The 21809-nt window shown below is 28.2% G+C and carries 22 protein-coding genes; 8 read left to right on the top strand and 14 right to left on the bottom strand.

Annotated features, from left to right (window positions below):
- Window positions 1-4: 4 nt before the first annotated feature.
- The 3 genes from CRU94_RS05020 to bamA form a co-directional block, all read right to left on the bottom strand.
- Window positions 5-1243, bottom strand: coding sequence for a M16 family metallopeptidase (locus tag CRU94_RS05020; RefSeq protein ID WP_129105716.1), 1239 nt, complete (start codon window positions 1241-1243; stop codon window positions 5-7).
- Window positions 1244-1304: 61 nt separating this feature from the next.
- Window positions 1305-2366 (bottom strand): dehypoxanthine futalosine cyclase, encoded by a 1062-nt coding sequence (locus tag CRU94_RS05015; protein WP_129105715.1) that lies wholly within the window; start codon window positions 2364-2366, stop codon window positions 1305-1307.
- Between the two features lies 1 nt (window position 2367).
- The gene (bamA, locus tag CRU94_RS05010; RefSeq protein WP_258237397.1) at window positions 2368-4608 is read right to left on the bottom strand and encodes an outer membrane protein assembly factor BamA; all 2241 of its coding nucleotides are present in this window, start codon (window positions 4606-4608) and stop codon (window positions 2368-2370) included.
- Between the two features lie 106 nt (window positions 4609-4714).
- Here bamA and CRU94_RS05005 point away from each other — a divergent pair, with 106 nt between their 5' ends.
- From CRU94_RS05005 to CRU94_RS04995, 3 genes are all read left to right on the top strand, one after another.
- Entirely contained in the window at window positions 4715-5545 is an 831-nt protein-coding gene (locus CRU94_RS05005; protein WP_129105713.1) for a prephenate dehydrogenase, read from the top strand.
- Between the two features lie 318 nt (window positions 5546-5863).
- Entirely contained in the window at window positions 5864-6340 is a 477-nt protein-coding gene (locus CRU94_RS05000; protein ID WP_129105820.1) for a glutathione peroxidase, read from the top strand.
- Between the two features lie 86 nt (window positions 6341-6426).
- A complete protein-coding gene (locus CRU94_RS04995) occupies window positions 6427-6669 on the top strand; it encodes a DUF3833 domain-containing protein (protein ID WP_258237396.1) in 243 nt (80 codons plus the stop codon).
- A 20-nt stretch (window positions 6670-6689) separates the two neighbouring features.
- Here CRU94_RS04995 and folP read toward each other — a convergent pair whose 3' ends face one another.
- The 5 genes from folP to CRU94_RS04970 are packed head-to-tail and all read right to left on the bottom strand — an operon-like array spanning window position 6690 to window position 10727.
- Complete coding sequence (folP, locus tag CRU94_RS04990) at window positions 6690-7829, bottom strand: dihydropteroate synthase (protein ID WP_129105712.1); 1140 nt, start codon at window positions 7827-7829, stop codon at window positions 6690-6692.
- Window positions 7826-8449, bottom strand: coding sequence for a DNA polymerase III subunit delta' (locus tag CRU94_RS04985; protein WP_258237395.1), 624 nt, complete (start codon window positions 8447-8449; stop codon window positions 7826-7828). Before CRU94_RS04985 ends, folP begins: the two co-directional genes overlap by 4 nt.
- 3 nt (window positions 8450-8452) lie before the next feature.
- The gene (locus tag CRU94_RS04980; protein ID WP_066351279.1) at window positions 8453-9004 is read right to left on the bottom strand and encodes a HobA family DNA replication regulator; all 552 of its coding nucleotides are present in this window, start codon (window positions 9002-9004) and stop codon (window positions 8453-8455) included.
- A gap of 2 nt (window positions 9005-9006) precedes the next feature.
- Entirely contained in the window at window positions 9007-10218 is a 1212-nt protein-coding gene (locus tag CRU94_RS04975; protein ID WP_129105710.1) for an aspartate kinase, read from the bottom strand.
- Window positions 10219-10235: 17 nt separating this feature from the next.
- A complete protein-coding gene (locus tag CRU94_RS04970) occupies window positions 10236-10727 on the bottom strand; it encodes an RNA pyrophosphohydrolase (protein WP_129105709.1) in 492 nt (163 codons plus the stop codon).
- Window positions 10728-10782: 55 nt separating this feature from the next.
- Here CRU94_RS04970 and hemW point away from each other — a divergent pair, with 55 nt between their 5' ends.
- From hemW to CRU94_RS04945, 5 genes are read left to right on the top strand one after another with little or no spacing between them, the layout of a single operon-like run.
- On the top strand, window positions 10783-11874 hold the full coding sequence (hemW, locus tag CRU94_RS04965; RefSeq protein WP_129105708.1) for a radical SAM family heme chaperone HemW: 1092 nt from the start codon (window positions 10783-10785) through the stop codon (window positions 11872-11874).
- Window positions 11875-11887: 13 nt separating this feature from the next.
- Entirely contained in the window at window positions 11888-12739 is an 852-nt protein-coding gene (prmC, locus tag CRU94_RS04960; RefSeq protein WP_129105707.1) for a peptide chain release factor N(5)-glutamine methyltransferase, read from the top strand.
- Between the two features lie 11 nt (window positions 12740-12750).
- Window positions 12751-14718, top strand: coding sequence for a M3 family metallopeptidase (locus CRU94_RS04955; RefSeq protein ID WP_129105706.1), 1968 nt, complete (start codon window positions 12751-12753; stop codon window positions 14716-14718).
- A 56-nt stretch (window positions 14719-14774) separates the two neighbouring features.
- Window positions 14775-15272 (top strand): hypothetical protein, encoded by a 498-nt coding sequence (locus CRU94_RS04950; RefSeq protein ID WP_129105705.1) that lies wholly within the window; start codon window positions 14775-14777, stop codon window positions 15270-15272.
- Window positions 15272-15547: a hypothetical protein gene (locus tag CRU94_RS04945; protein ID WP_129105704.1), complete on the top strand. Its 276-nt coding sequence runs from the start codon at window positions 15272-15274 to the stop codon at window positions 15545-15547. Before CRU94_RS04950 ends, CRU94_RS04945 begins: the two co-directional genes overlap by 1 nt.
- Here CRU94_RS04945 and CRU94_RS04940 read toward each other — a convergent pair.
- The 6 genes from CRU94_RS04940 to CRU94_RS04915 all read right to left on the bottom strand — a co-directional run bounded on the left by CRU94_RS04940 (window position 15544) and on the right by CRU94_RS04915 (window position 21762).
- The gene (locus CRU94_RS04940) at window positions 15544-16596 is read right to left on the bottom strand and encodes a tyrosine-type recombinase/integrase (RefSeq protein ID WP_129105703.1); all 1053 of its coding nucleotides are present in this window, start codon (window positions 16594-16596) and stop codon (window positions 15544-15546) included. The genes CRU94_RS04945 and CRU94_RS04940 overlap by 4 nt on opposite strands.
- 143 nt (window positions 16597-16739) lie before the next feature.
- The gene (locus CRU94_RS04935) at window positions 16740-17813 is read right to left on the bottom strand and encodes a protein-glutamate methylesterase/protein-glutamine glutaminase (protein WP_129105702.1); all 1074 of its coding nucleotides are present in this window, start codon (window positions 17811-17813) and stop codon (window positions 16740-16742) included.
- Window positions 17814-17833: 20 nt separating this feature from the next.
- Complete coding sequence (locus CRU94_RS04930) at window positions 17834-18508, bottom strand: chemotaxis protein CheD (RefSeq protein ID WP_129105701.1); 675 nt, start codon at window positions 18506-18508, stop codon at window positions 17834-17836.
- Window positions 18505-19350, bottom strand: a complete 846-nt coding sequence (locus tag CRU94_RS04925) for a CheR family methyltransferase (protein WP_129105700.1) — start codon at window positions 19348-19350, stop codon at window positions 18505-18507. The genes CRU94_RS04930 and CRU94_RS04925 overlap by 4 nt, the downstream gene beginning before the upstream one ends.
- Before the next feature lie 6 nt (window positions 19351-19356).
- Complete coding sequence (locus CRU94_RS04920) at window positions 19357-21378, bottom strand: chemotaxis protein CheA (RefSeq protein WP_129105699.1); 2022 nt, start codon at window positions 21376-21378, stop codon at window positions 19357-19359.
- Between the two features lie 15 nt (window positions 21379-21393).
- Entirely contained in the window at window positions 21394-21762 is a 369-nt protein-coding gene (locus CRU94_RS04915; RefSeq protein WP_129105698.1) for a response regulator, read from the bottom strand.
- Window positions 21763-21809 lie beyond the last annotated feature (47 nt).

Genomic DNA, 21809 nt, shown 5'->3' with positions numbered 1-21809 from the left:
AAAATTATTTCCTTACAATAAAAAATGTTAAATTATTTAATTCACTATGAGATTTTATATAATTATTTAAATCCTCTAGTTTTAGATTCTGTATCTTCTCTAGCTCTATTTTTGGATAATCAAGACTTAAACCTCTAAAATCAAGCATAAATGCTCTATTTAATCTTTGAGCTAAAGTTTCACTTCTAAGAGGCTCACTTCCACTTAAAAAGTTTTTAGCAGCTTGAAGTTCATCTTTTGTAACTCCATTTTTTACAAAATCTTTAACCAAAGATTTAACTATCTCAACTGCTTCATTTGAGCTTTCGTTTTTTGTTTGTAAATAACCACCAAAACTTGAATAAGCTCTATTTATTGAAATTGAACCATAAGCACTATATGCTAAACCTCTTTTTACGCGTATCTCTTCCATAAGTCTGCTTCCAAAACCACTTCCACCAAGAATAAATGATGCAACTTTTGCTTTATAGTTATCTTCATCTTCTGAAGATGCATTAAAGTTTGAACCAAAATAGATATATGCTTGTTCTGTCTCTTTTATAATCTCTTCTTTTTGGTTTTTTGAAACAAAATTAATTTTTAAAATGGGCTCTTTTTTTCCAACTTTTAAATTTTTTAATATAGGAGACAATCTTTTTTCTAACTCTTCAAAGCTAATATCTCCACCTGCAACTATAGTTAAGTTGTTTAAAGTTAAGCTATTTTCTAAAAAGTTCTCTATATCTTTTAATTCTATTTTTGAAATAGATTCAATCGTTCCACTAGCTGGATTTGCAAGCGCTGTTCCTTTGTAAAGTAGGGCATTTAAACCTTTACTTGCCATATCATCAAAATCATTCTCTTTTCTTTTTAAACTTCCAATAGCTAAAGTTTTAACTTTTTCTAAAGCTTCAGCTGTTAAATTTGGAGCTTTTAAAAGTTTGTTTAATAACTTTATTGCTAAATCATTTTTCTCTTTTAGACTAGATAGCTCTAAAACTAGAGTTTCAAAACCAATTGAGCTGTGAAGAGTAATTGCATTTTCATCTAATACTTCTGCAAATTTTGTTGATTTTAAATCAATACTTCCTTCATTTAAAACTCTTGAAGATAAAGATGCAACTCCAATATTTGAATTATCTTTTGAAAAACCACTATTTTTAAAAATTAGTTGTAGATTTAAAATAGGAAGAGATTTTTGCTCTTCAAAAATAACTGGTATAGTTACCCCATTTATATTTATCTCTTTTTTTATTACTGCCATCAAAGTTCCTTGAAAAATTAAAAATATTATAAAAAATCTTAAAAATAATTTTCGCATTGTACTAAAATCTCTCTAAAATATTATATGCCGTGTCTCTTTTTGCTGGGATTTCTTTAATATCTTTGATTAATCTAATCATTTGCTCTTGATTCATTCTATTAACTGCACCTGCTGCTTTTACAACATTCTCTTCCATCATAGTGCTTCCTAAATCATTTGCACCAAATTTTAGTGCCATTTGACCAATATATGAACCTTGAGTAACCCAAGAACTTTGAAGATTTTTAAAATTATCTAAATATAATCTAGCAACCGCTAGAAGTCTTAAATATCTATTTGGAGATTGAGGTTTTATTTCGGGATACTCTTCTAGTAGTTTTGTATTCTCTCCTTGAAAACTCCACATAATAAATGCTCTAAATCCACCTGTTTTATCTTGAAGTTTTCTAATATGCTCAAGATGTTCAACAATCTCTTCATCTGTCTCAACTGTTCCAAACATCATAGTTGCAGTTGTTTTCATTCCAATAGAGTGTGCATCTTCATGAACTTTTAGCCACTCAGCAGTATCAAGTTTCTTAGGTGCAATAATATCTCTTACTCTATCACTTAAAATCTCAGCTCCAGCTCCTGGAACTGAGCTTAAACCTTTTGCTTGAAGTCTTTTTAACACTTCAAGTTTTGATATTTTTGAAACTCTTGCTATAAAATCAATCTCAATAGATGAAAACCCGTGAATTGTAATTTGAGGATATTTTTTACTAATATGCTCAACCAAATCCTCATAATAATCAATTTTTAAATTTGGATGAACTCCACCTTGAAATAGTATTTGAGTTCCACCAATCTCTAATAGCTCATCAATTTTTTTATCAATCTCATCAAATTTTAAAACATAAGAGTCTTCATCTTTTTTATGTCTATAAAATGCACAAAATTTGCAATCAACCCAACAAACATTTGTATAGTTTATATTTCTATCAACTATAAAAGTAGTTAATTTTTCAGGATGGAGTTCAAGTTTTTTTGCACTTGCTAACTTTGCTAATTCTAAAAGAGGAGCATTTTTAATTAAATAAAGTGCCTCTTGGTTTGTTAATCTTTTATTAAAATCTATTTTCATATTAAAAAGTTGCTCCAAAAGAGAATTCAAAAGATGATGTCTGATCACCTTCTTCTTTCATTAAAGGTTTTGAGAATATTAACTGTAATGGTCCCATAGGAGAAATCCACTCAAGTAAAATTCCAGTTCCAGCTCTTTTTATCTCACTAAAACTATCTTTTCCAATCATTCCATAGTCATAAAATGCTCCCCATCTCATTTTTGCACTCTTTATTAAAGGAAAACTAATTTCAGCACTATTTGCCCACATTTTTTTATATGGATCTTGTTTATATCCATCATCATTTTTAGGAAATGCATAAGATTTATAACCTCTTAAAGTTCTAGGACCTCCAATATACAAAGAGTCTCCTTGATTTATTTGACCGTTGTCTATTAAGACTCTAGCTTGAGTTTTTAATCTTACTACCCAATCAAGTTCAGTTAAATCTTCCAAAGAGTAGTAATATCTTATAATTGTGCTTGGTTTTACATATTTTGAATCTCCACCAACTCCAGCATACTCAACAGATGCATTGGCTCTAAACCCTTGTGTTGGAAAGTAGTAGTCGTTTGTATTATCAAAGTTTATATAAGGAGTAATAGAGCTATTTATATAGTCAGCATCTTGAAATCTTCTATCTTCTGGAACACTAGTATCATAATTTGTATAGCTCTCTTTTATAAAATCTATACTATAAGTAGCTCCAACATAAGTGTTTCTAATAACCTCTTTACCAAGCCCTAAAGATAAACCAGTTGATTTTAAATCTTCATCATATCTTGATTTTCTAATCTCATAATCTTTTCTATAAACAGATATTTTTCCATTATAATCACTATCATTAATAGATGGGTTACTTAAACTTAAATCATAAACGCTAGATCTGCTAGATAAATCAGCACTTAAAGCAAGTCTTAAGCCGCTTCCAAATATATTTGAATCACTAATAGAACCATTAATCATAAATTTATCGTAAGAACCATATCCACCACCAAGCATTAAGCTTCCAGTTGGTGCTTCTACTACTTTTACAATTAACTCCATTCTGTCTTCACTAACTCTTTTCTCTTCTAATATTACATCTTCAAAGAAACCAGTTCTTTTTAATCTATTTTTTGAGTCATTTATATCTGTTAAGCTATATAATTCAGTAGGTGCTAAAAGAACATTTCTTCTAATAACTCTATCAAGAGTTCTTGTATTTCCTGAAATTTTAACATCATTAATATAAACTTTTTTACCTGGAATTACATTAAAAATTACATCAACTCTATGTGTAGTTTCATCTTTTTTTAAATCAAATAAAACTTCAGCATACGCATAACCCTTATCTGCAACTTTCGTTCTAATATACTCTTGATCTCTTCTTAGTTGTGCAATATTAAATATCTTCTCTTTTTTTAATCTTAAATTTTTATATAAATCTTCTGGATCAACAATAGTTGAGTCTATAAATATTTTAATATCACTTGTAGTATATTGTTCACCTTCAACCATAAAGAAGTTCATATTTGCTTGATTTGATGCAAAATCTATACTCATATAAGGTTCTTGAACTATTGCATCTAAAAAACCTCTTTCAAAATATAAATCATTTATTCTTCTTGAGTCATACTTTAGTTGATCAATTTTAAGCTCACCACTACTTCTTCCAAACCACCAAGAAGCCCATTGCTTCTCTTTATTTGCAGTTACAGTGTTAAACTCCTCTTGTGTTAGTTGTTTTGCACCATAGTAGTTTGCATCTTTGATTATAATCTCATCACCTTTATTTACATTTATTACAATGCTAAGCGACTCCTCATTTAATTTCTCTATATCAACTTCAACAACAGAGTTTATAAAACCTTCAGATTCAAGAATAGATAAAAGTGTTTTTTTTGCTTCATCTATCTTTTTTTGGCTATACATAGAACCTTTGTTTAGTTTAATTAATTTAATTATTGCATCTTTCTCTTCACTTCTTGTTTTGTAGCCTTTTATATCAACTTTAGCAATAGAAGGTTTCTCTTTAAAGATAAATTTAATATCACCATCTTTATCCTCTATATAAATATCATCAAAATAGTCAAAACTAAAAAGTTTTTTTAAAGCAATATTTAACTTTTTTTCATCAAGCTTATCACCAGCTTTAATATCAACTGTTTCATTTAAACTTTGTTGTGATAATCTGCTAACACCTTCATACTCAATAGATTTTATAACTTCAGCTTCAATAAACCCAAGGCTTAATCCAAATAAAAATAGATATCTTTTCAAAAAAATCCTTTAAAAAATAAAGCAATAATATATCCAAATATTGTTTACATAAATCTAAAGTAGGGTATAATTTTGCTTTATTTAAAGAAATATAAGGATATGGATTTTGAAAATTGGAATTATTGGATTAGGGCTTATGGGTGGATCTTTTGCAAAAGCTGTAAAAAGATATGGTATTGCATCAAAAGTATATGGTTTTACAAATAGTCAAAAAAATAAAAAAGAGATAGAAGAGCTAGGGCTTGTTGATGAATTGGTTGATTTAGATACTTTAAAAGATATTTGTGATGTAATAATTTTATCTATTCCAGTTGATGCTATTATCTCTATGTTTCCAAGTTTTATTGATATAAAAAAAGATACAACAATTATTGATATGGGTTCAACAAAAGAGTATATTATAAAAAATATACCGCCACAAATAAGAGAGAATTTTATAGCAGCACATCCAATGACTGGAACTGAAAAATCTGGACCAAAAGCCGCAATTGATAACCTATATGAAGGGAAAACTGTAGTTTTCTGTGATTTAGAAGAGAATGCAAATAAACATGTAAATAGAGCATTTAAAATTTTTCAAGAAATAGGCATGAGAATTGTGGTTATGGATAGCCATGAACACGATATAAATGCTTGTTATATATCACATCTACCTCATATTATCTCTTTTTCTCTTGCAAATACAGTAATGAGTCATCAAAATCCAAAAGAGATAATCGCACTTGCAGCTGGTGGATTTAAAGATATGAGTAGAATTGCAAAATCAAGTCCAATAATGTGGAAGGATATATTTAAACAAAATAGAGAAAACCTTCTTGAATCCATAAAATCTTTTGAAAATCAACTATCTTGTGCTAAAAAAATGATTGAAAATGAAGATTATGAAGAGCTTGAAGAGTGGATGAAAAAAGCAAATACACTGCATGAGATATTATAAATATGCAAACATTTGAAAAAACTAAAATATCCAAATCTAATGGTTGATATTGCTATAAAATCTCCTTTTTCTTATTGAAAGCATAGTCATATTTTTACTCAAAAAGGTAATTTGTGTGAATTAAAAGATAGTATTAAGTTTAAATTACCTTTTGGTATATTTGGAAAATTGATTTTGCCATTTATTAAAAAAGATATAAAAAATATGTTTGAGTATAGACATCTTCAAACAAAAAAATATTTTACTAAAAAGGATTAAAGTATGAGATTTATTTTGGGTCTATTTTTGTTTATAACAACTTTATTTGGAGAGGAAAATATGAGTATATATGATATTGAAGTAAAAGATATAGATGGTAAAGTTTTTACTATGAAAAAGTATGAAAATAGAGTAATGTTAATTGTAAATGTTGCTAGTAAATGTGGTTTTACAAACCAATATGAAGGTTTAGAAGAGTTACATAAAAAATATTTTGATAAAGGGTTATCAGTTTTAGGTTTTCCTTGTAATCAGTTTTTATCACAAGAGCCAGGAACAGAAGAGCAGATTAAAGAGTTTTGCTCATTAACTTATGGTGTAGAGTTTGAAATGTTTAGTAAAATTGATGTAAATGGAGAGAACACTCACCCTTTATATAAATTTTTAAAAGAGAGTTCAAAAGGAGTTTTAGGAACTGAGGCTATAAAATGGAACTTTACAAAGTTTTTAGTTGATAAAAATGGTAAAGTGGTAAAAAGATATGCTTCTAGCACAAAACCAAGTGATATTGAAAAAGATATTTTAGATTTACTATAAAAGTTAAATATTTTTACCAATTAACATATTAGTAATACAAAAAACTTTATTTTGTAATAAACTACTTAAAATTTATAAGGGTTTTTATGAAACAAAAAGTTTGGATTGTTGGTGCTAATGATATAATAGGAGAAAGCTCTATGATTGCAAATGGAAATACAGTTATGATTGATTATGTTATGAGAATTCCATATAAAAGCTCAACTATTGATATAAGTGTTCAAGATTGGCTTCATTTACAAGATGACGGAGTTATTATAAATCACTCAAAAATGAAAAAATTTGGATTTGTAGTTGGAGAGTTAGTAATTACAATAATTAAAGAGTAAAAATTGTAAGCAATATAGAATTAATTAATATTCTGTATTGCTTCAAAAACTTTAATTGCTTGATAATGCTCTTTAACATCATGACATCTAATAATAGATGCACCATATCTAAGAGATTCTAAATGAATTGCTAAAGTTCCTGGGAGTCTATTTATAACTTCAGTTGGAGTTATCATATTTATCATAGATTTTCTACTAGCTCCAATTAAAAGTTCATATCCAAAGTGCTTAAAATGTTCTAGATTTTTTAGTAAAAGTAGGTTGTGCTCTAAAGTTTTTCCAAAACCAATTCCAACATCTAAAACTATATTATTAACTCCAAAACTTTTTGCTTTTTCAACTCTTTGTTTAAAAAAGTCATCAATTTCAACTATTACATCTTCATAAAAAGGAGCTTCTTGCATATTTGTTTGATTATTTTGCATATGCATAATAACTGCTTGTGCATTATATTTTGCAGTAAGTTTACAAACTTCATCATTTTGTAAGCCTGTAATATCATTTACTATTTTAAATCCGTGATCTAAAACATACTCTATTACTTTTGGCTCATAAGAGTCAATAGAGAAGTCAACTTTTTCAAAATATCTATTTTTATATATTGTTTGAACAATATCTTTTACTCTACTTAGCTCTTCATCAGAACTCACAGGTAAACTTCCAGGACGGCTTGAAACTGCACCAATATCAATTATATTTGCACCATCTTCAATCATTTTTTCAATTTTAAAAGATGCTTGAGAGTTATCAAATCTACTATTTTTAAAAAAAGAGTCTTCATTTGCATTTAAAACACCCATAATTTTTGTAGAGTATTTTTTCTCTTTTACAAAATCTTTTAAAATTTTTGCTAACTCTTTTAATCCAAAAGGTTGTGCTAACTCTTTTCTTGCAAGTGTTTCAAAATGTTTTGTGGTTCCTATTAAAAGAGCATCAACATATTTTTCTTTTGCAATTACAACTCCTCTTGGAACTGCTAAATCAGCACCAATAGATAAGGCATCTTGTTTTAAAATATTTGCAGCTCCAACATGTAAGTTTTTTATAAAAAGAGTGTGTATTTGAGCTTTTTTTGACATAATTTTAATGCCACCACTGTCACAATTTAGATTTTCTAAAAATTTATTAATATCGTTTAAAGATAGTTTATAAGCTTTCATTCTCTCTCTTTTTCTAAAATTGTAAGTAGTAGATATGCTAAAATTGGAGCTGGTCTTGAGTTTAAATTTAAAAGAGTTATTGCTTTTGAAAAACTCTCTAGCTCCTCTTCGTTTAAACTAATTTTATCTCTGTTTATTTTTAAGACTAGCTTTCCAACAAGTTTTATAGCTTCATCTTTTGAAACTCTTTGATTCTCTTTAATAAAATTATAAAGAGTTTTTAAATCCAAATATTTTAAATCTAAATCTATATCCTCTTCTAAAACAGATTGTTTTAAGTTTTTATATAAAAGTCTTGAGTGAATTGTAGGTAATATCGAACTTTTTGACTCTACAAGAATAATAAAAACTATATTTAAAGGTGGTTCTTCTAAAACTTTTAATAAAGCATTTTGAGCTTCACTTCTAAATGTTGCTCCACATAAAAATATATATTTTGTCTCATTTGTAGCAATATATGCCTCTTTTATTGCATTTTGAGCATCAACTATTTGAAACTCATTTTTCTCACTATTTTTTATAACTCTTGTAAAGTGACTTGGATAAAAAGGCAATATCTTCTCAAGAGCTGAATCTATATTGTTTACAACTAAAATAGAGGATCTTTGTAGATGGTGCAAAATTTAGTTCTCTACATTTATTTGTGCAAAAAGTGCTGCACTAATTGTTTTATTATATAATCTAAACATCTGAAGAAGTTTTATATCAAGCTCTTCATCATTTGATTTTAAATTAATTGCACCTTGTCTCTCTTCATCAAATATCCATAAAAAAGAACTCTTTGTAACTTTTGCTAAAGTTGCTCTTGGATCTTGACTTTTACCAATATACCAAAAACAGTAGCCATTTGGAAAAGATATTTTTAACATATCTTTTATATTTGAAATATCCTCTTCTGAACGAATACTATTTATATTTTTAAAAAATGCTCTAAAATCATAATATGGCAAAAAAGGTCTATTATATTTTGTTAGATTTATATTTGATAAAATGTAGTTTAAAAACCACTCTCTATCGCTATCTGTGATAATTAATACAGAGAAGTTTTTATCCAGTACATTTATAATATTTTTTGACACCAAAGGAGTCCATTCAAATTTTTTCTCCTCTAGCCAAGGCGAGATAATTTTATCTTGCCTTATTGTATCAACTGTCCAGTTTAAAAACTCTTGCACTTTTATTTATCCAACTCATATGCATCGTGAAGTGCACGAACAGCAAGTTCTGCATATTTTTCATCAATAATCATAGAGATTTTAATCTCACTTGTAGATATAATTCTAATATTTATATTTTCATTAGCCATAGCTGTAAATGCTTTTGAAGCAACTCCCGTATGAGATTTCATACCAACTCCAACTATTGAAACTTTACAAATAGCCTCGTTGTAATCAATATTTTTAGCTTGAGGTCTAAACTGCTCCATAACTTTTTTACAAAGTTCTAATTCTGTTGTTGGAACTGTAAAGTCTAAATCTGTTGTTCCATCAAGACCTCTTGTTTGAACTATCATATCAACATTTATATTTGCATCAGCAAGAGCTGTAAAAATTGCACTTGCAACACCTGGTTTATCAACAACACCATACATTCCAACTCTAACTTGGTTTTTATCTAAAGCTATTCCACTTACTATTGGTTTTTCCATAATTTCCTCTTCATTTGTTATTAATGTTCCTTCAACTTCAGGAGTGAAGCTACTTCTTGATACTAAATTTACATTTAACTTTTTTGCCATCTCAACAGATCTATTTTGTAGAACTTTTGCACCTAAACTTGCAAGTTCTAACATCTCATCATAAGATATTTTCTCTAATTTTTTAGCCTTTGGTTCAATTCGTGGATCTGTTGTATATATACCATCAACATCTGTATAAATCTCACAAACATCAGCATTAATTGCACCAGCAATTGCAACAGCAGATAGATCACTTCCACCACGACCAAGCGTTGTTACTCTTGAACCATCAAGTGTAACTCCTTGAAATCCTGCAACTATGATTATATTTCCATCGCTTAAAGCTTTTTTCATCTTTGTTGTATCTATTTTTTCAATTTTTGCTTTTGTGTGAGTTGCTGTTGTCATAATACCAGCTTCTCTTCCTGTCATTGAAATAGCCTTATAGCCAATACTATTTAATGCAATTGAAAGTAGGGCTGAAGTAACTCTTTCACCTGAACTTAAAAGCATATCAAGCTCTCTTGAATCTGGAGTTTTACTATAGTATTCAGCATACTCTATTAGCTTATTTGTCTCTCCACTCATTGCTGAAACAATTGCAATTACATCATGACCCTCATCTTTTATCTTTTTAATAATCTGTGCAACATTAGCAATTCTTTCAAGCGTACCAACACTTGTACCACCAAATTTTAAAACTTTTAACATCTATTTTTATCCTTCATTTAAATATATCCCTCTTGCTTAAAATATTTCAAAACCTGTTTATATACAGTTCTTTTGAAAAAAGTTATATGATTATAAATATCTTCCGTAGATACAAATTTATACTCACTAAACTCAGGAGTGTGAGTATTTATATCTATTTTAGCTCCTTTTTTTAATTTAACCAAATAGTATTTTTGCTTTTGCCCATCAAAAGGATACATTTTTTGGGCTATTACAGGTGGAAAAAGATATGATACCCAATCTGGATACTCAGCAATTATCTCAACATCTTTTGTTCCAATCTCCTCTTCAAGTTCACGAAACAGAGCCTCTTTTGAGCTCTCACCATCATCAATTCCTCCTTGAGGAAATTGCCAAGCGTTATTTATATCGACTCTTGAAGCGATAAAGATTTCACACTTATGTGGATATTTAGAAGATAGTATAATTGCTGCTACATTTGGTCTTAAATTTTTTTTCTCTTTTTCATTCTCTTTTTTATTAGCCATAAATCTATTTTTCCTTATAATAAGAGCGATATTTTATAGAATATAGGATTAAAAATTGCTTTTATATATACATATACCTTTTTGTGATAGCAAATGTTTTTACTGTGCATTTAACTCATATACTTCAAAGTCAAATCTGAAAGAAAACTATATGAAAGCTCTAAAAATTCAGCTTGAAGAGAATATTAACATACATTTAAAAGATAAAAATAGAAAACTAAAAACAGTTTTCATTGGTGGTGGTACTCCATCAACTATAAAACCATCTTTATTTGAAGATATTTTTGATTTATTAAAACCATACTTAGAAGAGAGTTGTGAAATTACAAGCGAAGCTAATCCAAACTCTGCAACACAAGATTGGCTTCAAGGAATGTATGATTTGGGTGTAAATAGAGTTAGTTTTGGAGTTCAAAGTTTTAATGATAATAAGTTAAAAACACTAGGAAGAAATCATAATAGAGATAATGCCATTAAAGCTATACAAAATGCAAAATGTATAGGTTTTAATAGTATTAATTGTGATATAATTTATGGTGTTCAAAATGATAGTTTTGAAAGTTTAAAAAAGGATTTTGATACTATTTTAGAGTTAGGAATTGAACATATAAGTGCATACTCTTTAATAATTGAAAATGATACAAAATTCTTTTTAGAGGAGAAAGAGCTTCAAAAAAGAAGCAGAAGCTTAAAGATTGATGATGAGGATTTATCTTATGAGATTTTTGAGTATCTTAAAGATATAGGATTTTATCAATACGAAATTGCAAATTTTGCAAAAGAGAACAAGTATGAATCAAAGCATAACTACGGATATTGGAGTCATAATGAGTATTTAGGAGTTGGTGCTGGAGCTGTTGCTTTTGTTAATAATCAAAGAGAGTATTCACAAAAAAGTATAGAGAACTATATTGCAAATCCCTTATTAGTTGATATTGAAAAACTAACAAACGAAGATATAAAAAGTGAAAAAGTTTTGTTAGGTTTTAGATGTAAGTTTGGTGTAGATTTAGAAATATTTACAAATAGTGAACTTAAAAAAATAGATGATTTATTAGAAATAAACAGAGTTTGTATATCTGAAAATAGGGTTTACAATAATAATTTTCTATTAGCAGATGAGTTGGCTTTATATATTTTAGATTAAAAGGTTAGTAAAAATGACAATAAAAGAGTGCGTAAAAAAATACGCAATATATTTAAAAGATGTTACACATATTCCAGCAAAAGAGATTGAGATATTAATAATGCATTTATTACAAAAAAATGTAATTTGGTTACATCTTAACTACAATAATAGTTTTACAAAAGTAGAAGAGCTAGAGAAATTAGTAAAAAAAAGAGCTACAAATTTTCCCTTGGAGTATATTACAAATAGGGCATCTTTTTATGGAGAGAGTTTTATTGTGCAAGAGGGTGTTTTAATACCAAGACCAGAGACAGAACTTTTGGTTGATAATGCAAAAGATATATTAGAATTTGAATTGAAAAATGTAGAAAAATACAAAGATAATCCAATAAAAGTTTTAGAAATAGGTACAGGAAGTGGAATAATATCTATAATGCTAGCAACACTAATTGATAATATTGAGATAACAGCTGTTGATATAAACGATAAAGCTTTAACTTTAGCTAGTAAAAATGCTAAAAAATTAAATGTTGAAGATAAAATTAAATTTTTAAATAGTAATTTATTTGAAAATGTTAAAGAAAATGATATTTTTATGGTTATTTCAAATCCACCATATATAAAAAACAGTTATGTTTTACCAAAAAATGTTTCATTTGAGCCAAAAAATGCTCTTTTTGGTGGTGAAATTGGAGATGAGCTATTAAAAGATATTATAAAAAATACATTTATAAGAAAAATTCCATATTTGCTTTGCGAGATGGGTTATGATCAAAAGAGTTCTTTAGAAGAGTATTTTAAAGAGTTTAGTGTAGAATTCTATGAATTTTACAAAGATTATGAAAAATTTGATAGAGGATTTACTCTAAAATTTAAATATTAAAAAGGATAAATATGTTTCAAGAATTTAAATTAGAAAACTTTGAGAACTCTAGTAAAGAGCTAGAGAAGTTATTAAATATTAGTAGAAATAAAATAGAAGAGCTTTTAAAAATAGAGAAAAAAACTTATAAAAACTTTGCTGCTCCATTTCAAGAAATAGGGGAGAATATTAACGAATTTATAACTCCTATATTTCACATCGATTCTGTAAAAAATTCAGAAATAACTTCAAAAGTGCACGAAGAGTGCCTTCCAATAATCTCTAAATATGAAAGTGAGATAAGTCAAAATGAAAATATTTATAGTGCTTTAAAAGATATACAGTCTAAAGAAAAAAGCACTTTAAATGATATACAAAATAAAGTTCTTGAAAATGAAATTAGAGAGTTTGAATTATCAGGTTGTCAATTAGAAAATAATAAAAAGAAAAGACTTGAAGAGATAAATTTAGCTCTTAGCGAACTGTCACATAAATTTTCACAAAATCTTTTAAATGCAACTAATAGTTATGAACTTATAGTTGAAGATTTTGAAGATGTAAAAGAGTTGCCAGAGTCTGATTTAGAATTGGCAAAATTTGATGATAATGGAACTGTAAAATATAAGTTTACTCTACATATGCCATCATACATTGCATATATGACTTATGGAACATCAAGAGATAAAAGAGAGGAGCTTTACGAAGCATATACAACAAGAGCAAGTGAAAATGGCAAATTAATAGAAGAGATATTGGCTTTAAGATATGAAGAGGCACAAATTTTAGGTTTTAAAAATTATGCTTCTTTGTCTTTAGCTACAAAAATGGCTAAAAATGAAGATGAAGTTATATCTTTTTTGGAGAATTTGGGTAAAAAAGCAAAAGATAAAGCAAAAAAAGAGTTAGAAGAGGTAAAAACTTTAGCTTCAAAAGATGATATAGAAGATTTTAAACCAAGTGATTTAGCTTATTACTCTGAGAAGCTAAAAAAAGCTCAATATGATATAGATGAAGAGTATTATAGACCTTATTTTGAACAAAACTCAGTTTTAAAAGGCTTTTTTGACTTTTTAGAGCAGATGTTTGAAGTTAAATTTACAAAAACAGATGCCTTAGCTTGGGATGAAAAAGTGCAAGTTTACAATTTAAATGAAAATGGAAAAATTATTGGAAGAATTTATATAGATTTAGAGTCAAGAAAAGATAAAAGAGGTGGTGCTTGGATGAATAATTGGCACTCTTACTATATAAATTCAAATGGTGATACAAAGCTTCCAACAGCATATATAGTTGGAAATTTTCCACAATCTACAAAAGATGTTCCATCTTTATTAAGACATAGTGATGTTGTAACTTTGTTTCATGAGATGGGACATGCACTACATCATCTATTAAGTAAAGTAGAAGAGGTAAATGTAAGTGGAATTGCTGGAGTTACTTGGGATACAGTGGAGTTTCCATCACAATTTTTGGAGTACTTCTCTTATGATAGAGATGTTTTAAAATTATTCGCAAAACATTATAAATCTGGTGAAACTTTAGATGATGAAGCTATAAATAGATTAATAAAAGCTAGAAATTTTCAATCATCTATGGCAACAGTTAGACAAATTGAGTTTGCATTGTTTGATTTTAAACTACACCAAAAGCTATACAAAACAGAAAAAGAGGTTCAAGATCTATTAAATGAAATTAGAGAGGAGTTTGCAGTAATTATTCCACCATCATATAATAAGTTTCAAAATGGATTCTCTCATATATTTTCAGGTGGATATAGTGCAGGGTATTACTCATATAAATGGGCAGAAGTTCTTAGTGCAGATGCTTTCTATATGTTTATAGATTCTGGAAATATATTTAATAAAGAGTTAGGTTTAAAATATAAGAATAGTATTCTAAGTAAAGGTGGATCTTATGATATGGATAAACTTTTTTATGATTTTGCACAAAGAGAGCCAAAAGTTGATTCTCTACTAAAAATTGATGGAATTATTAGCTAAGTTTTGTAATAATATGCTTTTAGAATTTTTATATAAGTAATAAAGGATTTAAAGCTATGACAAATACAGAAACAATTTCAAAATTAAATAGTGCATTAAACAGATTAATGGATGCTTACCAAGAGCTTCAAAAAGAGAATGAGGAGCTAAAAGTTAATCTTGAAGCAGCAAATAGTGAATTAGTATCTGTAAAAGATGAAAATAGCTCTTTACTATTAAAAGTTAATGAGTTAAAAAGTAATACAGAAGATGATAAAGTTACAATCTCTACAATGTTAGGACAAATTGAAAATATTTTAAGTAGAGGTAACAAAACATTTTCTGATGCTAAAATAGACAATAAAGAGCTTATTGAAGAGGATAAAGAGATAGTGTCACAAGTTGAAGAGTTTTTAGGAGATAAATTAGATGAGAGCAACAATAATACTCACTCATCTGAAAATAATAGTCTATTAAGTTTTACTCCTGAACAAAAAGAGGAGCCAAAAAAAGATAGTAACAAGCTAGATTTAAATGATGAGAGACTATCTTCACTTCTTGGAATTATGCAATAATGATAAAACAAATAGAGAAAAATGATCTGTTTTCTATATTTAATATAGATAATTTTCTTCATTTAGAAACTATAATAGATAATTTCTCTCCATCTTTAGCCGAATATCATCTTGAAACTTTTTTTTCAAATAGTGAGAGTGAGAGTTTTTTAAATAAAAGAGATATACAAAATAGTTTAAATATAGGCTCATTTAGCCTATATTTGGATTATGATGAAAATATATATTTAGAGTCATTTGAAAATAATTCAAGTGATGAGGCTACACTTTTTTAAAATATATCCGTAGTTTTTCTAAGTCTCTCTTTATCAAAATGTGTATAAATACGGCTTGTATTTATATCTGAGTGACCTAGAGCTTCTTGAACAAGTATTAAATCATGATGTTTTTGGTATAAAAGTGTTGCAAAACTGTGTCTTAGCATATGTGCTCCATTTTTCTCTTTTCTAATCCCTGCACTTATTAAAATATTTTCTACGACTCTACTAATATATGCTTGAGTTAATCTATCTCCTTTTTGATTACAAACTAAAAGATCAGTGTCACTTATTCTCATATCTAACCAGTTTTTTAAATCATATTCAATAATATGCTTTTTTATCATTACAACTCTTGGTTTATTGCCTTTACCTCTAATTTGTAACATATAAACATCATTTTCATTAAAAATATCCTTGATTTTTAAATTTAAAACTTCACTAACCCTAACACCTGTGTATATAATAATTTTTATAATAAGGCGATTTCTATATCCAGTATTTTCTGAAAACTCAAATTTTTCAATAGCATCTAAAAATCTATCAATCTCATCTTTATTCATAAAAGAGGGCAGTTTTGTACCGCTTTTACCACTTAATCCACCCCAATTTTTAAGCTCTATTTTAAATAAATATGAACTTCCATCTTCATTTTCATTCTGTTTATCAATGTAAGAGAAAAAAGATAGTAGGGCAATTCTATGGTTTTTCTTACTAGCATCTGACAAAGAGCTTGTTTCTGTAGCTAAAAAATCACTTAATAACTCTTCATCAATCTCTTTCATTGATGCTAAGCCTAAGTTTATTGTAAATTTGTATAGCTTTAAAAGAGGGTTAAAGTATGTATTTATTCCATTTAAACCTATATTTCTAGCATCTTTTACCAGTATCTCTAATTCATCTATAGATTTTAAACCTTTAGCTAAAGACTGCAATATTGTTGCTAATCTATCTTTTTGTATAACTTGTCTATTTGAGAGATTTGTTAATTTATTTCTTACAAATCTCTCCATCCAAAAAAGTAGAGTATCTTGAAAACTATTTTTGAAATCTAAATCATATCTCATAATTTACCTTTTTAATACTAATAAATTTTATATGGGAGTATATCAAAATAGATATTAGTTTTAGTTTGAAAATTATAGTTTTCAATACTAAAATAAAAACATATAGCCAAATCAAATAGATTTCTATATGTTTTATAAGTTAACTATTTACGCTTTCCTCTTGAAAACTCAATTATATATTGTGCTATATCATCTAAATGTACTATATCTTTAACAGCACCTGCTTGAATAGCTTTCATAGGCATTCCAAAAACAACACAACTAGCCTCATTTTGAGCTACTGTATAAGCACCATTATCAAATAACTCTTTCATGGCAATAGTTCCATCATCTCCCATTCCAGTCATCATAACAGCCATAGCAGAACCACCTACACTATTGTTTACAGACCTAAAAAGTACATCAACGCTAGGCTTATGCTGACTTACCTTTTTTGTATCAAGAAGTTTTGTTTTTAGCTCATTTCCATACTTTTCAATTGTTAGATGCATATTTCCAGGAGCTAAATATGCATGCCCTCTTTTTAATATCATTCCATCTTTTGCCTCACATACATCAACATCTGAGTGATCATTTAATCTTTGTGCAAAAGAGCTAGAAAATCCATATGGTATATGTTGTGTTATTAATATTGGTGGCAAATCATTTGGTAGTTTACTAAATACTCTTAATAGTGACTCAACTCCACCTGTTGATGAGCCGATTGCTATTAATTTTTGCCCACCAAAAGGAGCTGCTCTTAAAGGAATAACTTCATCTGGATGTACTTTATAATCTATATTTTGAGTTTTTACATAATTTTTTTTCTTTGCAGATGGTTTCTTTAGTGTATATCTTTTTAGTAAGAATGTAAGACTTAATAGAGTATCTTTTATTCTTGACTCAAATGATTTCATACTTTCACCAGTTGATGGTTTTGGAATAAATCCAACAGCTCCATCATCAAAAATATCACTTCCTCTAACACTCTCTCCTGATATTACAACAGCTGGCATAGGATGAAGTCTCATTAGATTTCTTAAAAAAGTCACTCCATCCATCTTTGGCATATTTATATCTATAGTTACTAAATCAGGCTCATACTCTTTTATTTTTTCTCTAGCTTCATAAGCATCATTTGCTACATCAACTACTTCAAACTCATCTATTGAATTAATCATATCTTTTAAAATTCTTCTCATTGAAGCTGAATCATCTATTATTAATACCGTATACATATATTATAATCCTAAATATTTTAGAAAAGCTCAATTTCCATTTTTGGTTCAAGCTTTTTATTATTTTTGTTAAAAAGTTCAATTGCACTTGGGTACTCTTTAATAACTGGTGCTTTAGTAATTTCAACTTGTAATGATTTTTCACTAGAAGCAATTTTACTATCAGTTTCAGTTTTTTGAGTAACTTTAATAAATGTTTCAAAATTATTTGCAAGAAGTATCAACCTTCCATGAGTTCCTCTTGTATGTTCAGAGATAATTCTAAAACCCTCTTTTTGACAAAACTCTTGAGCAAACTCAACATTTCTAGCTCCTATTGAATTTTTTAAATTTAAATTCATAATATCAGCTCCACCTGATATTTTTGCTACAATATCCGACTTTAAGCACCCTAGTTTATACATCTCATTTAACATTGCTTCAACAGAGTAAAGTCCATATTTCATATCATAAGTTTTATCACTAGTGTTAGGAAGTAAAAAGTGATTCATACTCTTTATCTTTTTTTTTCTATCATAAAACATTAAAGCAACACAAGAGCCCAAAAGAGTTTTTAATGCTATATTATTATCATCCGATACTACTGCAAACTCTCCACCTAAAACAGTATATGTATCATAACCTTTTATTTTTTGTGATATGGATGTAGATGGAACTTTCTCTATAGAACCATCCTTTTTACCCACAATAATCATATTATCTCTTTCTCTTTAATAAAAATATTTTGACCTACTCTTTTTACATAATTAATCAAATCTTGAGGATTCTCAGAGTGACCAAGATATAATGTCCCACCAATTTTTAAGTATTTAAATATTTTTTTTAGAATAATATTTTGATCTTCTGCTGAAAAATATATAAGTACATTTCTACAAAAAATAACATCAAATTGATTTTTAGAAAATGGGTAGCTTGTATCATTTAAATTTAACATTCCAAAACTAATTAATCTTTTTAACTCATCATTCACTTTTATTAAGATCTCTTCACTTGTAAGTGTTTTTTGAACTCTTCTTTTAAAATATTTTTGAGGTTTTATCCAATTTGGAAACTCTTTTTCCGCTTTACTATATCTATATATCCCATCGGCTGCATATTGAAGAACATTTGTATCAATATCTGTTGCTATAATATTTGCTTTTATATTTGAATTTAAAATACTATTTGCTTCAAATATAGTCATTGCAATAGAGTAAGGCTCTTCACCAGTTGATGCTGCTGAAGACCAAATAGATATTTGATTATTTGAGTTTGCAAAATCAGGTAGAACCCTATCTCTTAAATCTTCAAAGTGAAAATCTTCACGAAAAAAGTGTGTCTTATTTGTAGTAAATGTATTAATAAACTCAGTTACATTTTGTCCACTCTCAACAGAGTCCAATAGCTCCATAATATCGCCATAATTGTTACAATTTCTTTTTAATTTATCAATTCTATTCGAAATCATAATATCTTTATTATCTGTAAGTGTAATACCTGTAAGAGAATAAAGAATCTTTTTTATTCTATTGTGAACATCTTGTGTTGTATATCGCATATCAATTTATGATGCCTTTTTTGATGAGTTCATTTTTCTCTCAATTTTAATTTGTGCATCAATTATTCCTAGAACATCTAAAATTAATCCGATACTTCCATCTCCTCTAACTGTTGCAGCTCCAATTCCTTGAACACTTCTAAAGTTTTTATCTAAAGGTTTAACAACAACTTGATGTTGATTTAAGAACTCATCAATAGATAGTGCAACTTTAGTATTTCCAGATCTTACAACGATTAACATACCATCTTCTAGATTTTCAAAACTTTTTTTAAGTCCAAATAGCTTATGAAGTTTAACAACAGGAATAAACTCTTCTCTTAACATTAAAAGATCTTGAGTTCCATCTCCAATTTTTTTAATCATATCAGCTGTTGGTTGTAAAGATTCAACAATTGAGCTAAGAGGTAGAATATATTTTTGATCACCTACTCTAATATCAAGCCCATCAAGAATTGCAAGAGTAAGAGGAAGCATAATTGTAATTGTAGTTCCTCTTCCAATTTCAGTATCAAGTTTTATAACTCCACCAAGTTTATGAATATTTGTTTTTACAACATCCATTCCCACGCCTCGCCCTGAAATATCTGTAATTTGATCAGCCGTTGAAAGACCTGCTCCAAAAATTAAAAGAGCTTTCTCGTTATTTGACATTGAACTGTACTGATGCTCATCTATTTGTCCTTTTTCAAGAGCTTTTTGAGCAATTTTTTCACTATCAACACCTTTACCATCATCTTCAATTGTAATAATCATTTGACCATTTGCTTGTTCAGCTGAAATAGAGATTGTTCCAGTGTCACTCTTACCAGCCTTTACTCTATCTTCAGGCATTTCAATACCATGATCTAAAGAGTTTCTAATAATATGCATTAATGGATCTGTTAATCCTTCAATCATAGCTTTGTCTATTTCAACATTATCTCCATAATGTTTAAACTCAACTTTTTTACCAAGTTTTTTAGATATATCTCGTACTACTTTTGGGAATTTTGAATAAATAGAGTCCATAGGAACCATTCTAATACTCATGATACTATCTTGCATATCTCTAATATGTCTTTCAAGAAGCTCTAATCTTTCTAATACAGAACCTCTTATTTTTGACTCTTCAATTGTTGAAGAAAATTGTGTAAGCATAGCATTTGTTATAACCAAATCACCTACATTATTCATTAAAAGATCAATTTTATCTAAGTTTACTCTAATACTATTATTATTGTTTGACATAGATTTTTTAGACTCTTCTTTATCTACTTTATTTCTATCTCTTGATCTTTTATTTTCAGATGAAACTTCTTGATTTGAGCTATTATCTTTAGCTTCATTATCATCATTTGATTCATTTTCATCTATACTATTGTTTTCACCAATTTCCATTACTGAATCTGGAGTTAATTTAGGCATATCATCAAAAAATCCAGAATCATTAGCTGAACTACTGTAACGATCATCAAAGAAACCAAAACTCTCTGAATTTTCTTCTTCATCTGCAAAAATACCAAAAGCTCTATCTCTAAAATCTTTTTTATAAGTTTTACTATTTTCTTGAGGTTTTACATTTTCTACTTTTTGAGATACTTGTGGGGGATTAGAACTCTCTTTTGTAGTTGATTTAGAAGAATTATCACTATTTGAATAAGCTCTAATCTCCTCTAAAAGCTCTTTTGTCATCTCTTCAAATTTTTCTCTAGTCATTTGATTTGCAACTTCTAACTCTAAAATCTCTTTCATAACATCTAAACCATCAATTAAAGTTTCAGCCATTTCTGGTCTATACTCTATTTTATGGCTTCTTAATTTATCCATAAGATTTTCAACATCATGAGTAAATTCGGCAAAATAAGCTAACTCCACAGAAGCACCACTACCTTTTAGTGTATGAACATCTCGGAATAGCTGTCCCATTTCATCGTCTGTTAAACTACCATTATTTTCAGCTTCTAGTAAAACATTATCTGCTGATTCAAAAAGCTCAACAGCCTCTTCTAAAAACATCTCTCTATATTTTGAAATATCAAATGACATAATATCCCCCCTTCTTTATTTGCTTAGTACAATATTTACAGCTTTTAGTAGCTGATCAGGTACAAAAGGTTTAACAATCCATCCTGTGGCACCTGCTACTTTACCTTTTGCTTTCATCTCATCACTTCTTTCAGTAGTTAAGACTAAGATAGGAGTTTTTGAGTATTGAGGAATTTTTCTTAGCTCACCAACTAAATCAATTCCATCCATATTTGGCATATTTATATCAGTTATAATCAAATCAAAAGTAGCACTTTTTGCTTTTGCTAAACCATCTACACCATCAATGGCTTCAACAACATCAGTATATCCACCCTCATTTAAAGCATAGTTTAACATATCTCTTAACATTGTAGAGTCATCTACTATTAAAAGCTTGGCCATATAAACCCCTTAATTATCTTCATTTAAAATTTTATTATCGTACCCAA

The sequence above is a fragment of the Arcobacter sp. AHV-9/2010 genome (assembly GCF_004116575.1).
GTDB lineage: Bacteria > Campylobacterota > Campylobacteria > Campylobacterales > Arcobacteraceae > Aliarcobacter > Aliarcobacter skirrowii.
This window is presented reverse-complemented; position numbering and strand designations above follow the sequence as displayed.

Coding starts and splice junctions, on each gene's coding strand:
- CRU94_RS05000 (WP_129105820.1), top strand. CDS start 5,864: ATGAGTATATATGATATTGAAGTAAAAGATATAGATGGTAAAGTTTTT.
- CRU94_RS04915 (WP_129105698.1), bottom strand. CDS start 21,762: ATGGCCAAGCTTTTAATAGTAGATGACTCTACAATGTTAAGAGATATG.
- CRU94_RS04925 (WP_129105700.1), bottom strand. CDS start 19,350: ATGCGATATACAACACAAGATGTTCACAATAGAATAAAAAAGATTCTT.
- CRU94_RS04955 (WP_129105706.1), top strand. CDS start 12,751: ATGTTTCAAGAATTTAAATTAGAAAACTTTGAGAACTCTAGTAAAGAG.
- CRU94_RS05015 (WP_129105715.1), bottom strand. CDS start 2,366: ATGAAAATAGATTTTAATAAAAGATTAACAAACCAAGAGGCACTTTAT.
- CRU94_RS04940 (WP_129105703.1), bottom strand. CDS start 16,596: ATGAGATATGATTTAGATTTCAAAAATAGTTTTCAAGATACTCTACTT.
- folP (WP_129105712.1), bottom strand. CDS start 7,829: ATGAAAGCTTATAAACTATCTTTAAACGATATTAATAAATTTTTAGAA.
- CRU94_RS04970 (WP_129105709.1), bottom strand. CDS start 10,727: ATGGCTAATAAAAAAGAGAATGAAAAAGAGAAAAAAAATTTAAGACCA.
- CRU94_RS05020 (WP_129105716.1), bottom strand. CDS start 1,243: ATGGCAGTAATAAAAAAAGAGATAAATATAAATGGGGTAACTATACCA.
- CRU94_RS04975 (WP_129105710.1), bottom strand. CDS start 10,218: ATGTTAAAAGTTTTAAAATTTGGTGGTACAAGTGTTGGTACGCTTGAA.
- CRU94_RS04930 (WP_129105701.1), bottom strand. CDS start 18,508: ATGATTATTGTGGGTAAAAAGGATGGTTCTATAGAGAAAGTTCCATCT.
- CRU94_RS04950 (WP_129105705.1), top strand. CDS start 14,775: ATGACAAATACAGAAACAATTTCAAAATTAAATAGTGCATTAAACAGA.
- prmC (WP_129105707.1), top strand. CDS start 11,888: ATGACAATAAAAGAGTGCGTAAAAAAATACGCAATATATTTAAAAGAT.
- CRU94_RS04920 (WP_129105699.1), bottom strand. CDS start 21,378: ATGTCATTTGATATTTCAAAATATAGAGAGATGTTTTTAGAAGAGGCT.
- CRU94_RS04935 (WP_129105702.1), bottom strand. CDS start 17,813: ATGTATACGGTATTAATAATAGATGATTCAGCTTCAATGAGAAGAATT.
- CRU94_RS04945 (WP_129105704.1), top strand. CDS start 15,272: ATGATAAAACAAATAGAGAAAAATGATCTGTTTTCTATATTTAATATA.
- CRU94_RS04995 (WP_258237396.1), top strand. CDS start 6,427: ATGAAACAAAAAGTTTGGATTGTTGGTGCTAATGATATAATAGGAGAA.